Source organism: Paenibacillus kyungheensis (assembly GCF_028606985.1).
Classification (GTDB): Bacteria; Bacillota; Bacilli; order Paenibacillales; family Paenibacillaceae; genus Saccharibacillus; species Saccharibacillus kyungheensis.
The window spans coordinates 3,276,354-3,289,923 of record NZ_CP117416.1; the positions used below are offsets into that span (position 1 = coordinate 3,276,354).

At 38.8% G+C, this 13,570-nt stretch carries 16 protein-coding genes; 1 reads left to right on the plus strand and 15 read right to left on the minus strand.

Going from position 1 to position 13,570, the window contains the following annotated elements; all coding sequences use genetic code 11:
* Positions 1-7: 7 nt before the first annotated feature.
* The 5 genes from bshA to PQ456_RS13980 all read right to left on the minus strand — a co-directional run bounded on the left by bshA (position 8) and on the right by PQ456_RS13980 (position 3,631).
* On the minus strand, positions 8-1,168 hold the full coding sequence (gene bshA, locus PQ456_RS13960; protein WP_273612846.1) for an N-acetyl-alpha-D-glucosaminyl L-malate synthase BshA: 1,161 nt from the start codon (positions 1,166-1,168) through the stop codon (positions 8-10).
* Between the two features lie 123 nt (positions 1,169-1,291).
* Positions 1,292-1,990: a bacillithiol biosynthesis deacetylase BshB1 gene (bshB1, locus tag PQ456_RS13965; protein WP_273612847.1), complete on the minus strand. Its 699-nt coding sequence runs from the start codon at positions 1,988-1,990 to the stop codon at positions 1,292-1,294.
* Positions 1,990-2,409 (minus strand): methylglyoxal synthase, encoded by a 420-nt coding sequence (locus PQ456_RS13970; protein ID WP_273612848.1) that lies wholly within the window; start codon positions 2,407-2,409, stop codon positions 1,990-1,992. Before PQ456_RS13970 ends, bshB1 begins: the two co-directional genes overlap by 1 nt.
* A gap of 33 nt (positions 2,410-2,442) precedes the next feature.
* On the minus strand, positions 2,443-3,246 hold the full coding sequence (gene dapB, locus PQ456_RS13975) for a 4-hydroxy-tetrahydrodipicolinate reductase (protein WP_273612849.1): 804 nt from the start codon (positions 3,244-3,246) through the stop codon (positions 2,443-2,445).
* Positions 3,247-3,283: 37 nt separating this feature from the next.
* The gene (locus tag PQ456_RS13980; RefSeq protein ID WP_273612850.1) at positions 3,284-3,631 is read right to left on the minus strand and encodes a nucleotide pyrophosphohydrolase; all 348 of its coding nucleotides are present in this window, start codon (positions 3,629-3,631) and stop codon (positions 3,284-3,286) included.
* A gap of 219 nt (positions 3,632-3,850) precedes the next feature.
* On the opposite strand from PQ456_RS13980, the gene PQ456_RS13985 reads away from it, so the two are divergent.
* Entirely contained in the window at positions 3,851-4,723 is an 873-nt protein-coding gene (locus PQ456_RS13985) for a YitT family protein (RefSeq protein WP_273612851.1), read from the plus strand.
* 337 nt (positions 4,724-5,060) lie between these two features.
* Here the strand turns inward: PQ456_RS13985 and PQ456_RS13990 are convergent, their stop codons facing one another.
* The 10 genes from PQ456_RS13990 to hisC form a co-directional block, all read right to left on the minus strand.
* Positions 5,061-5,699 (minus strand): DUF1405 domain-containing protein, encoded by a 639-nt coding sequence (locus PQ456_RS13990; RefSeq protein ID WP_273612852.1) that lies wholly within the window; start codon positions 5,697-5,699, stop codon positions 5,061-5,063.
* A gap of 290 nt (positions 5,700-5,989) precedes the next feature.
* Positions 5,990-6,229 (minus strand): IDEAL domain-containing protein, encoded by a 240-nt coding sequence (locus PQ456_RS13995; protein ID WP_273612853.1) that lies wholly within the window; start codon positions 6,227-6,229, stop codon positions 5,990-5,992.
* A gap of 24 nt (positions 6,230-6,253) precedes the next feature.
* The gene (locus tag PQ456_RS14000; protein ID WP_273612854.1) at positions 6,254-6,760 is read right to left on the minus strand and encodes a gamma carbonic anhydrase family protein; all 507 of its coding nucleotides are present in this window, start codon (positions 6,758-6,760) and stop codon (positions 6,254-6,256) included.
* Positions 6,761-6,857: 97 nt separating this feature from the next.
* Entirely contained in the window at positions 6,858-7,439 is a 582-nt protein-coding gene (locus PQ456_RS14005; protein WP_273612855.1) for a histidine phosphatase family protein, read from the minus strand.
* Between the two features lie 158 nt (positions 7,440-7,597).
* Complete coding sequence (locus PQ456_RS14010; protein ID WP_273612856.1) at positions 7,598-8,227, minus strand: anti-sigma factor family protein; 630 nt, start codon at positions 8,225-8,227, stop codon at positions 7,598-7,600.
* A complete protein-coding gene (locus PQ456_RS14015) occupies positions 8,224-8,823 on the minus strand; it encodes an RNA polymerase sigma factor (RefSeq protein ID WP_204823529.1) in 600 nt (199 codons plus the stop codon). Before PQ456_RS14015 ends, PQ456_RS14010 begins: the two co-directional genes overlap by 4 nt.
* Before the next feature lie 565 nt (positions 8,824-9,388).
* Complete coding sequence (locus tag PQ456_RS14020) at positions 9,389-10,231, minus strand: hypothetical protein (RefSeq protein ID WP_273612857.1); 843 nt, start codon at positions 10,229-10,231, stop codon at positions 9,389-9,391.
* A 77-nt stretch (positions 10,232-10,308) separates the two neighbouring features.
* Positions 10,309-10,752 carry an ASCH domain-containing protein gene (locus PQ456_RS14025; RefSeq protein ID WP_273612858.1) on the minus strand — a complete coding sequence of 148 codons (444 nt, stop codon included), beginning with the start codon at positions 10,750-10,752 and terminating at the stop codon, positions 10,309-10,311.
* Positions 10,753-11,254: 502 nt separating this feature from the next.
* The gene (locus tag PQ456_RS14030) at positions 11,255-12,352 is read right to left on the minus strand and encodes a prephenate dehydrogenase (protein ID WP_273612859.1); all 1,098 of its coding nucleotides are present in this window, start codon (positions 12,350-12,352) and stop codon (positions 11,255-11,257) included.
* Between the two features lie 117 nt (positions 12,353-12,469).
* Positions 12,470-13,567, minus strand: a complete 1,098-nt coding sequence (gene hisC / locus PQ456_RS14035) for a histidinol-phosphate transaminase (protein WP_273612860.1) — start codon at positions 13,565-13,567, stop codon at positions 12,470-12,472.
* Positions 13,568-13,570: the final 3 nt, after the last annotated feature.

Here is a 13,570-nt window from a genome sequence, read left to right on the forward strand (position 1 = left end):
AATCCCCTCAACCACATACCGGAGAAGGCTGAGACAATTCACGTCCAAGTACCCGGTAATAAATTTTTTCGTATTCAGCCATCATACGTTCATTGCTGAACTCACTTTGTGAACGATCCAGACAATTTTTGATCATCGTCTGCATCAATTGATGGTTGGTTAATAATTCGATAGCATGTTCTGCCATCTTGTCTGTATCACCGATTGGCGCAAGAAATCCAGTCTCTCCATGAATAATCAATTCCGGAATACCACCTGCTTGTGATCCTACGGTTGGAACACCACATGCCATTGCTTCCAGTGCTACCAGACCGAAGCTTTCTTTTTCAGAAGGAAGCAACAAAATATCAGCTAGTGAAATCACTTGCGGGATATCATCTTGTTTCCCTAGAAACATAACGCGCTCGGTTAAGCCTAGTTCTTGAATCTGAAATTGAATTTTGGGCAGATCAGGGCCTTCGCCAACCAGTAGCAACCTTGAAGGAATCTTCTCATTGACTTTGGCAAAAATCTCTACCACATCGCTAACACGTTTGACCGGGCGAAAGTTAGAGACATGCATTAGCACACGATCATCACCGAACGCATAATCTTTGTGCAGTTCTGTTGTATCGCGTGGATAGTACATTCGTTTATCTACAAAATTGTAAGTTAGATCAATATTACGTGTAATATCTAACAATTCATGTGTCTCACGAATCAAATCTTTGGATACCGCTGTTACAGCATCACTTTCATTGATCGCTAGCCGAATCAAGTCTTTTAACGATTCATCCTGTGCAAGCACTGTAATATCTGTACCATGTAAAGTGGTTACGACTTTTAAATGATCGCCTACCATTTGCTTCGCTAAAAAAGCACACACGGCATGAGGCACAGCATAATGCACATGTAACACATCCAACTGCTGCATTTTAGCCACTTGAGCCATTTTATTAGCTAACGTTAGATCATACGGTGGATATTTAAACACATAATAATCATTAACTTCTACTTCATGATAAAAAATATTTTTATGAAATGTTCCTAATCGAAAAGGAACACTGTGCGAAATAAAATGCACTTGATGCCCTTTTTCAGCAAGTAATTTGCCTAATTCTGTTGCCACGACGCCAGAGCCGCCAAGCGACGGATAACATGTGATGCCGATTTTGAGCATCGTGTCCATAAGGGCTGTCTCCTTTCACTTACCTCATTAATCATGATGTAAGCTCTACGTTTTATATCAGTAAGTTCATTACTTTATATTATATACATACTCTTTATAATTGTGTTAGCAAAAAAAGAGATTTTAACGAAAAAGATCAACGACAAAAGGAGTCTTAGTTACAAACCCTTCCGCATATTGAATCTGACTGCGTTGACCTGCCAGACTATCCCGATATCGAACACGCTCTACGTATCCTTGGGTAAGTGGCGTCTCTACCATATCTACATCTGCTAAGCCGCCAAATTGGGAACGATAACAAAGCAATGCTTGCTCTTTCTGTTCATATACATCGGTGACATCTACAAGTAGATCTGTAGGTGCAGGATCATTAATAAAATAATAATACGTCTGTTGTACGGTGACTGGAGGTAGTTCTGGCATATAACGGCGTAGCTTCGCATTGAATACTGCTTCTTCTACAAGCTGACTACAGATCATATGATCTGGATGACGATCAATCCAATAAGGAGCAAATACAATCTTAGGCGACAACTTACGAATCTCCGCAGTAATCGCATCCAGTTGCTCTGTAGAACGTGCTAACCGGCGATCTGGCAATCCTAAATTACTGCGATACGCTAATCCCAATACTTTGCCAGCGGCTTCTGCTTCTTGCTTACGCAATTCTACATTCCCGTTAGAAGACATCTCTGCTTCAGTCAAATCACAAATACCTACTTTTAGACCTGCGGCGGCATGCTTGGCAATCGTACCTGCCATTCCAATCTCTGCATCATCTGCATGAGCACCAAATACAAGAATATCGACAGAAACACTCATTATAGTGTCTCCGGCTTGTATTTATGAACTAACTCACGCCATGCAAAATCGCCACGATCTAACGCTTTGACCAGAATCTCAGCTGTTGCAATATTGGTAGCAACAGGAATTCCTTGTACATCACAGATGCGAAGCAATGCACTAATATCCGGTTCATGAGGCTGTGCCATCAATGGATCACGTAAAAAAATAATCAAATCCATATCATTTTGCGCGACCATCGCACCAATCTGCTGATCTCCACCTAATGGGCCTGATAGATAACGATGGATTTTCAAATTCGTATGTTCCATAATACGCATACCTGTAGTACCGGTAGAATATAATTGATGCCCGTCAAAAACATTTTCATATGCAATCACAAAGTTGACCATCTCATCTTTTTTGCGGTCATGGGCAATAAAAGCGATATTAAACATCGAAATCTCCCCTATACTTCTGTATTATTCAAATTAATCGATAAAACGCTCAAATCCATACACCATACCGCTATATTCCATTACTTTCTGAATACCTAGCTTCACGCCTGGCATATAGCTAGAACGCTCATACGAATCATTACGGATTTTGAGTGATTCTCCAGCACCGCCAAAAATCACTTCTTGTTGAGCAAATACGCCTGGCAAACGGACACTGTGAATACGGAATCCATCATATTCTCCGCCCCGAGCGCCTTGTATATTCTCTTTTTCATTAGGGTTACCTTGTTTGATCGGTTGACGAACTTCTGAGATCATTTCTGCTGTTTTGACAGCTGTACCGGAAGGAGCATCTAATTTCTGATCTCCATGATATTCAATAATCTCTACATTTGGAAAATGCTTCGCCGCTTGCGTTGCAAAACGCATCATCAAAATAGCTCCAATCGAGAAGTTCGGAGCAATCAGTCCGCCTAGACCGGCTGTCTGGCATTTCTGATCTAATTCTTGTATTTGCTCCGGTGTATATCCTGTAGTACCCATAACCGGACGAACCCCTGCTTCAATCGCTAACAACGCATGTTCATAAGCAAATTCAGGTGTTGTGAAATCCACCAGTACATCTGCTGGATAATCTGCTAATGCTTGCTTCAGATCAGCCACTACTTCTATATTAGCTGTCGGCATGCCAACCAACTGACCTGCATCTTTCCCGGCATCAGAACGCCCGATCGCTGCGGCTAATTCTAACTGTTTGTCACCTAGTACTAATTTTACAACCTCTTTACCCATACGACCGCCTGCTCCGGCGACAATTACTTTAATCAATGTTGTCATCATAGACTCCTTTTACTTGGGAATAGATTTCTTGCACTTATTTTTCTTTCGTATTATTTTCTTCTATACGTGTCCAGCGATCTTTATCGCGTGTATTAAATTTATGCATTACTTGATTGTGTGCTTGTGTCAGATCAATTCCTAGTGAATTGGCAAAACACATCGTAATAAATAAAATATCACCAAGTTCCAGTTCAATCGAATTGTCATCTTCATCATTTTTTTTAGGTTTTTCGCCAAATGAATGATTGACTTCACGCGCCAATTCCCCTACTTCTTCAGACATGCGCGCTAACATTGCAAGTGGTGAAAAATAGCCTTCTTTAAATTGCGAGATATACGCATCAACTTCACGTTGCATTTCTGCTAAAGATTTCTCTGTCATTAATTATAGCCTCCATTGCACATTTTCAATCTTATGTACCTTTTATACCCAACAAATAAACGGTATTCATTGTTACTACAATGTTATCCTAAAGCGATTTTGAACACAAATCAATATTTTCAATATTTATTCACTTGCTTATTTTTATAACTTTTATGCAATTATGCATAAAAAAATGTATACTATTAAAGGTTAGTTTATTTTACGGAGGTATCGGCGATGTCGAAGCACAAATATTGGAATCAGCTCAGATTGATTATTCCGATCATATTCGGAGCCAGCGTGTATGCATTTGGTTTGTTGTATTTTATTATTCCCAACACCTTGATGGAAGGTGGAGTTACAGGAATTACAGTGCTTTTGAATTATGCGTTTGGTATATCGCCCTCCTTATCTACATTAATTCTCAATATTCCTTTATTTTTAATTGGGCTCAAATTGCTAGGTAAACGTCAAATGATTTATACCGGAGTCGGAATCGCTTCGCTTACCTTTTTTTTATGGTTATTTGAACGAATGATCAAAATAGGCTGGATTGGTACATTTCAGACCAAAAATGATTATATTTTAGCTGCTTTGTATGCTGGGGTAACGTTAGGTACAGGGCTGGGAATTGTTTTCCGCTTTGGTGGGACTACAGGTGGTTCGGATATTATTGCACGTATTCTTCATTTGAAGTTCGGCTGGAGTATGGGACAGATTATGCTTGTGATTGATATTGTGATTATAGGCTCGTCGTTATTTTTTATTAGCAAAGAATTAGTATTGTACACATTAGTGACTGTCTATATTGCTTCGAAATTAATAGATTTTATTCAAGATGGTGCTTATTCCGGAAAAGCATTTACGATTATTAGCGATCATGCTGGTGAAATTGCTGAAATTATTATGAAAGAACTGGATCGAGGAGTAACTTTGATTCCTGCAATCGGCGCCTACTCCAAGCATGCCAAAGAAATTGCGTATTGCGTTGTATCCAGACAAGAGATTCGACGTGTACAAATGATTGTACGCTCTATTGATCCACGTGCTTTTATGATTATTAATGAAGTCAATGATGTGCATGGCGAAGGATTTCGTGAAGATAGCTGAGTTGGTAAAATTGAAGTAAACGAAATATTCGCTTTTGCATCATCCACTCTAGCAACATCGCTGTTGTCATCGTCGCTGTTGTAAACGAACACTTTGCTTAACTGCTTAGCAGTCGGTATTCGTTTACAACAGCGAGCGATTCGCTCTCCAGAACAATGATTTTACTTACGCTACGCTATGTTGTGAAGTGCTATATGTTTCTTTTCATAGATAAAAAGAAACACAATCCTTTTTAAGGTTTGTGTTTCTTTTGTTAAATATACTATTTTAGTGAATCTTTGTAACGTGTTCTTACATTTGCAGGTTTTTTCAACTTCTACAGATATGCAAAAGTCTATTAATCAAACGACCTTATTTTATGGGCTTGCCGTAATGCTAATGATCCAGCTAATGCAGATACAAAAGTTAGCACCACTGTGAAATTACGGACTTGATCTAGACGTTCGACTAAAAGTGGAGTCAGCCACGGATAGATATGTTGTGAATAATCCATATAATCGTTAAGTAATGTCCATGCCAGAGCGATCACAAGATATTTCCAACCAAAAACAAAAAAACGAACAAATAACAGCGATTCTATTGCCATAGTCAAATGTGAAGCGGTTAACATCCAATCTTGCCAGTATAATGGATCACCTAATGCTACGCCCCAGAAGATCATAACGACTGCCCAGACCCCGTATTTAACAGAAGTGACAACAGCCAGTGCTTCAAATAATTTACGAATAACAATCAGCCATTGCTGCTTGGGTGGATATAAAATAAAAGCTAATGCTACTGTAAAAAATAAACTTGCGGTTGGACTATCAGGTACAAAGATAATCATCCAGGTTGGCTTGATCTCTAATGTGTATTCCAACTGTAATCCATACCATATGTATCCATACACTGTTCCTATCGCATTACAGATAAGCAGTAACCATAACACTCTACGATCGGTTAACAGCGCTTTACTCCACAATAATGAAATCGACATAAACATTCCCCTTTATCTATTACCACTCTGCTGTATTCTTGGTTAGCCACGAATCTATATCATTTTAATAGGATGTCTAATTACACGCAAGTGCTATGAAATTTTTATCATTTATGAATACGCACAAAAAAGCCTGCCTGATATAGGCAGACTCCGCCGGCTAGTATACATTGCCTTTTATAATCAAATTCCGTTTCTTCCTAAACGTCCGACAACGGCATCCATACGACTTCTGATGATTCTGCTTGTTACGCTTACAAACAGATATTGAGCATCATACACTTTTGGCATTAAAACGATAATGATTTGCGTTCAACGATTTCGACAACAGGCTCTAACACTACAACCGCAGAAGCTAACGTACGCAATTCATTCGTTAAACGTTGAAAAGCATCTTCGTCTCTTTCTGCAAGTGCTTGATCAATCAATAAGTGTAATTCATTCATACGATGCTCACGTAGTACTTGATCCCATACCATTTCAGCCGCTAGTCCCAGCATAACTTCATAGGTTACTTTCATCTTGTACATAGGGCGCACCTCCATAATGCTATTTCATGGATTCCTGAACTCTGCTCCTTTGTCCACATAACTCTGTGTTGTACGTGCCATCCGCTCTAAATCTTGTTCGGTTAGCTCTCGTATAACGCGTGCCGGTGAACCTAAAGAAAGAGTATAAGGTGGTATTATTGTGTTCTCAGTGACAAGTGAACCTGCACCAATCAATGCATACTCTCCAATATCAGCGCCGTTCAGAATAATAGCTCCCATTCCAATAAGAGAACCTTTACCTATTCGGCAACCATGTACGATAGCGGAGTGTCCGACAGAGACATCATCTTCGATCCATAACGGATGTTTCTCATGTACATGTCCTACAACTAAATCTTGAATATTGCAGCGTTCCCCAATGATGACTGGAGCTAGATCGCCACGCAGTACAGCATTGAACCAGATACTGCTATCTTTGCTAGCAGTCACATTACCAATTAATTTGGCACCTTCTGCAACAAAAACACTGGGATCGATATTCGGTAGTTGATTATGATAAGGCAATAACATGTGATTAACCCCTTAATGGCATTTAACCAATTTATTTGTAAGCGCATCACTTATTATACAAAAAAATAAAATAAAAAATAACCCGTCAAAAGAAGGGTTATTCTAAATGCTGGATATTGTTGTACAAAATCGTAGTCCATTCCTGTTCGGTACGCTCCAAAATCGTCAACGACAGATTACCTATTCGCTCGGTATGAGCCTCTTTTAACAGGAGAGTAAACAGTTGAGACAGAAATCCGCCATGACTAACCACTAGAATATTTTGCTCAGGATATTGCTCTATCGTCTGATTCAAAAATTCCATACCCCGGGCTTGAATATCTTCTATTTTTTCTTGACCTAGTTCTAATGTCTCCCAATCTGTACCCCACTTTTCTTCGCGCTCTTGCCATGTTAATCCTTCAACTTGTCCAAAAGCACGTTCTTTTAAACGTTGATCTGGTTCCAAAAGTGGAATATGTAACCGATCTGCTATAATTTGAGCGGTCTCTTGTGCGCGGGATAATTCACTAGCCACTATAAAATCCCATGATATAGCTTCACTTTCTGTAGCCAAACGTTCTGCTAATCGTCTCGCTTGACTTCTGCCTTCATCATTTAATGGAATATCGCTATGTCCTTGAATACGTCCCAAAGCATTCCAATCGGTTAGTCCATGTCTGATTAATCCTATACGCATCGATAAATATCCTACTTTCTATTGATATTGAATATAAAAGTGATACAAATGAATAATCTATACTACCACAGTTTGCACCTATTCCAAACAAAAAAGCAGTTCACAATCTCCATGTTCCGTTCATGGATACGATTGTGAACTGCTCTGATACCTATCAATTATGAATGACGTGCTTTGGCAAGCCATCGTAATGAAAGTAATGCTAGCATCATACCTACTACTGATAAAATCATCCAGTATTGAGGATGACTTGGACTCATAGGAATAACCAAAGGATCGATCAGACCGCGCTCAGAGCCTACAAAATGTAACGAAGAATTCGCTACTGTTGCATTATCGCTTGTAGCAATCGCTGTAGGTACAATCCCTGATACACGCTCTTGTGCTGCATCCCGATCGAATGTTCCTGAGAAATCGAGTGTTAGATATAATGAACTACATACAAATATAGCAAACAAGCAGAGAATCCAGGCCGATAAACGACGGCGGAACAAACGCAATATAGGTCCATGCTTACGATCAGTCTGTAACACCCATGGAGATTCAGCGTAAATACGATCCATAACTGTAAGGTTTATTTTTTCTGCCTCAGCAGTCATTATCAGCTCAGAAGCTTTGTCTTCTTCCACCTGAGCCTGAATTAAATCATAACTTTCCTGCCATATTTGAAATTCCGCCGCACAAGCCGGACACTGTTCTATATGACGGTCAAGTGCCTGGCGGCGCGAATCATTTTTCGGAAGATCATGATATATCCCGAATAACTCTTCGGCCTCTCTGCAATTCATTTTCTTTTCATCCCTTCAATAGGCTCATCATAGACCGAATCATAGAAGTACGGTTCTAACCGAACTTTTACACTCGCTCTTGCCCGGAACAAAAGAGACTTGACGGAGCTTACACTCTGAGAAAGAATTTCAGCGATTTCCTGATAATCCATCTGGTCATATTCGCGGAGGATCAATGCAGATCTTTGCTTTTCAGGTAAAAGATCAATTGCTTCACGTACCATCTGTACACGTTCGTTACGCAATGCAGCTTGTTCTGGCACCATGCTGTTCGGTGCTAAAGGAACAAAACCACTTTCTTCGAGTGGTACACTGCCATTTTTTTGTTTGCGCAGTTCACTAAGTACGGTATTGCGTGCAATTGTATATAACCATGTCGAGAACGAAGCATCTACTTCCCGGAAGGAATGAAGGCTTTTGTAAGCCTTGTAGAACGTCTCTGAACATAAATCTTCTGCCATCATCTCGAGATTGGAGTTTTTAAGCATATGATATACAAATGCCAAAATTTTGCGCTGATAACGACGCATCAGCTCTGAATATAACTCCACGTCACCGTTTTTAATTTCCTGAATCAACAGGGAATCATCTGTCATTCTAATGCGACCCTCCTCGTTGCTGCCGCCGCATCTTTCCGTTCCTTGTATATTAAGTAATACCGAAACGGACGGCAAAAGTTGCGGTAGAAAACGAATTTCCCACAACTTTACAACAACTTCTCTAGTTTAAAATGGATTTGAAATGATAAAACTACGAATGTGACTAAACTGCAATATAATAAGCGATGAATTATCGTTAGTTGGTACGATTGAGAGAGCTTTATTTAATAAAATAAGTCTCAGAAAAATGTCCTTTTGTATCCTATCTAATTATCAGACGGAGTACAAACAAAAAAGGTTGCTGATTTTAGAAAAAAAATTTAAAAATTCATTATTCTTTTTGAAGCTCGATTGCAAGATGGACAAAGAGGATGTTGTGAAGGTGATACATTCCCTTGATTTTGCTGTATCTATGCTTCTTTATGTAGGTCTCCTTTTGACTATAAATCATTATCGGTTAGAGATAGATATTTTATGAAGTTATTTAGCAAGGGAATTAAAATAAATCTAAAACATTTAATAAAAAAAGACTGCTGATTTTCAGCAATCTTTTTTGTAATAATTATTTTGAATATTCACTTACTTCAAAAGTAAGAACTTTATTAAAAATGATATAGTCTTTCCGACTAGTAAAAGGCCCTTTATTATTATCATGTTTATCTATAGCATATACTGCTTTCCCTGTTCCTGCTTCTTTCAATTCATACCATGTAATGAAATCCTGTACTTCAGCGCTAGTTAGATCAAACTCTTTTTCAAGACCTGTATCCAAAGTTACTACTAGAAGAGCACGTTTACCACTTGGTTGAGGTGAAGTAGTTGGTTCTTCCGGCGTTGTTGGTGTAGGATCTTCTGATGGTGCTGGGATAGTTTCATCGGGAGTTGTAGGTACAGGTGTATTGGGATCAAGAAAGATGCCTGTAGCATCTATATCTATAGCATCTAAAGTTAAGTCTAGCTCATATTTCCCACTTGTTTGTTTACTAATCTCTACAATATGGAATCCCTTACTTAATCCTTGTTTTTCATAAGTCAAAGCTTGGTTTGTATCTGATGAAGCTGTTTGTGCATATTTTTCTGATACTCCATCTATAGTTACTAATAAATTATCCGTATAGCCAGAATAAGCTGAGCTGATAATTCTAAACTTTGTTCCTTCAAACTTTATAATAATCTTATCATTGAGTTGCTTGTTTGTTGAATTATGTCTTGAACCCAAATAATATTCTGATCTATTAAGTACACTCCATCCACTTCCAACATATTGAATATTACTATTCTTATCATCTATTCTTTGCCAACCTTCTTCTGGTGCCTTTAAAACCTGCCCTAATGTAGCAGCATAAGTGTAGTTAGGCAAAGCGAAACAAAATACTACAACAAATAATAAAGCTAATTTTTTCATATGTATTTCCCCCTAAATTTTTATTAACTTCTTTAATATACCCTAAAAAGAATCTAATTATCTATAGTTAACACAAATTAAATGCTACTTTTTTCCCAATGCCAAAGACTCAAATATCCTTTAGCAGGTACAGGATTTTGCAATCTTTTCATTTGATCCAATTCCCACGCGTAACGGCCTTCCGTATAATCCCCTACTTGTTCTTCAAAATCTGTAATTGATCTCATTCTTCCTGCCGATTCTAGAATTACCTGATCTTCCTGTGTAAAAGACTGCCAGCAATCGATTAACATTCCTGTGGCAATAATAGCTCCTGTCGGAAGATCACCTGGCGTCATATATCCATGCTTGGTCAATATGATTTTTATAGCTGGATCTTCACAAGCTTTTTTATCTATGGCTTTGCCAGCATGAATCGCTATTTCTCCGCGATGTTTGGTTGCCCAACTACGAGTTTCAAATCTTTTTTCTCCGATAGCAATCAATGTTGCCCATGGTTGTCTGATCGTGACTGCTCTCATCTTTGCCTCCTGTTACGATAAATATTCATATATAATCTGATAACTGTAGTCCATAGGAATTGTAAGATAGATTAGATCATTCTACATCAGACACTCCCTGACTATTATATTCAATCTTATCGTCTATATACAATCTTGTTCAAAGATCGTTTCTTATAGTGTATGTATTTGGGGTATAACAAAGTATTAACTATCCATTTTACTGTAGTCTTACGATATCAAAATACAAAAAGAAACCGCTAACATAAGTTAGCGGTTTGTTCCCACCTAAGAAGGGGGAGCTAGTATTGGATAGGAGTGGAGAGAAACCATACTGTACTTTCAGTATACTGTATACGCTTTCATTCTGTCAACACTCTTAGCTAATATTTTCATAATTTCCTAAAAATAATTTAAAAATCCATATTTGGAAGCCAGTTTACTGTGAGATGTAGACTGGTTTCCTTAATATTTTACTTTTGATGTTTCGATTATTCGCTGAACAAATGGTTGCTCTTACTACTTATACAAACACACTGTATTGTTGATCTTGAAGCATAATCTTCGCTTTTTCCATATCGTGTTCTTGTCTAAATGATAACCGCATAACGCCCGGTACATCTTCTCGGCTCTCTACGATCTGAACATTGCTAATATTGATACCTTGATTACCGATTTCCGTCGTGATTTTGCCTATGATCCCTGGATGATCGGGAACTTCCAAATATAGATCATATAACGAAGCAATCATGCCTTTGCGGCGTTCAGGCAATTGATCTCGAAAAGCACCGGCTTTTTCAAATTGTTCTTCAATGCCACGAGAATCTTGTTGACGTAATAGCTCGATAAATTCAGCTATCCCACTATTCCAATCTTCTAGCAAAGACAAGATAATCTGCCGATTATTGAGCAAAATATCGCGCCAGACGATCGGATCACTTGAAGCGATACGTGTGATATCACGAAATCCACCTGCGGCTAACATACGATATAATGGATTTTCTTGATTGTACTGACGAATCTGATTGACCAGTGCTACAGCAATCACATGTGGTAAATGACTAATGGCTCCCACAATCTCATCGTGCATCACAGGTTCTACTTTTACAATCTGTGCTCTTGTTGTCTGCTCTATCAGATTCCCTAATCGGTCTACAACGTCCTGTGGTACGTTTTCAGGAGGAGTCAGTACATAATATGCATTTTCAAATAAAAGCGCTGAAGCCGCTCCTACTCCTGCTCGTTCTGAACCCGCCATAGGATGGCCACCTATAAAATAAACGGAATCTAGATTCAATTGTGCAGCATGAGCAATAACAGATGCTTTGGTACTACCTACGTCTGTAATAATGCAACCTTGTTTCAGAGGTAAATGGCTTAATTTATCCAAATAAGTACCGATCAGACTCACAGGCACACATAAAAAAATAAAGTCGGCATCCAGTGCCGCCTCTTCGATCGAAAGTGTAGCATGGTCAACAACTTCCCGTTCTTGATACGTATGTATTAATTCCGGGAGGTGCGTGTAGCCCGTTACATATAGATCAGGCTTGCCTTTAAAACATAGTGCAAGCGAGCCACCAATCAGCCCTACACCGAAAATTGCAATTTTAGTTGTCATCACATATCCCACTCATTCTTTATCTGATATCAAGTATGATCAATATCAGGACCATGTCTGCTTATCGTTACAAAAGTTGGCATAGATCCTGATATTGTTATACTTGCACTTACGAAGTTACACTGTTGTTGATTGCTCTTGCATAGATTCTTCTAATGCACGAATAAAGATTTCATTTTCACGTGCTGTTCCGACAGTAACACGAATGTACGTTGGGTATTTCTGATGCCCTGCACGTACAATAACGCCGCGACGCAGCATCGATTGGAATATTTCCAGTGCTTGATGCTTCACATCTACCATAATGAAATTAGTCTGTGACGGGAAGTAATGAAGTCCTAGACGATCAAATTCTGCTGTTAAATATTGAATGCCTTCTTTGTTTTTATCATGACATTCTTGAACAAAATGTTGATCTGCTAATGCTTGACGTGCCGCAGCTTGACCAATTCGAGACGTATTGAACGGTTCACGTACTTGGTTGATCAACTTGATCACATCAGCATGACCTACACCATAACCAATACGAAGCGCAGCCAGACCATAAATTTTGGAGAATGTACGCAAAATGACGACATTTGTATATTTTTCTAGTAACTTAAGACTTTGCGGGTAAGCCGCATCTGTTACATATTCATAGTAAGCTTCATCCAGAACAACCATTACACTACTCGGAACCTGTTCCAAAAAGCCGATTAATTCTTCATGCGATACAATCGTACCTGTTGGATTATTGGGATTACACACCCAGATAATTTTAGTACGTCCATTGACTTGCGCCATCATACCTTCTAGATCGTGTACACCGTCTTTTAAAGGCACTTCATGGACAAGTGCGCCTTCGATATCGGCATTGCTTTTATATACCGAAAACGTCTGATCTGCCATAATAGTCTCATCACCCGGCTCTAAAAAAGCACGTGTAATCAAAGCAATAATTTCATCTGAACCACAACCAAAAATAATCTGATTCGGTTCAACACCCAAATGTGCACCTAGCTGTGCTGTTAATTCTACAGCTCCACCATCAGGATAAATATGTAGCTGAGTTAATTCTTTAGCAATCGCTTCTTGTACTGATGGAGCAGAACCGTAAGGATTTTCGTTAGATGCTAATTTGATCACTTCACTTAGACCGAGCTCACGTTTAACTTCTTCTAAAGGTTTACCTGGTTGGTATACAGGAATGTTAACAATACGAGATTTAGGCTTCATTCT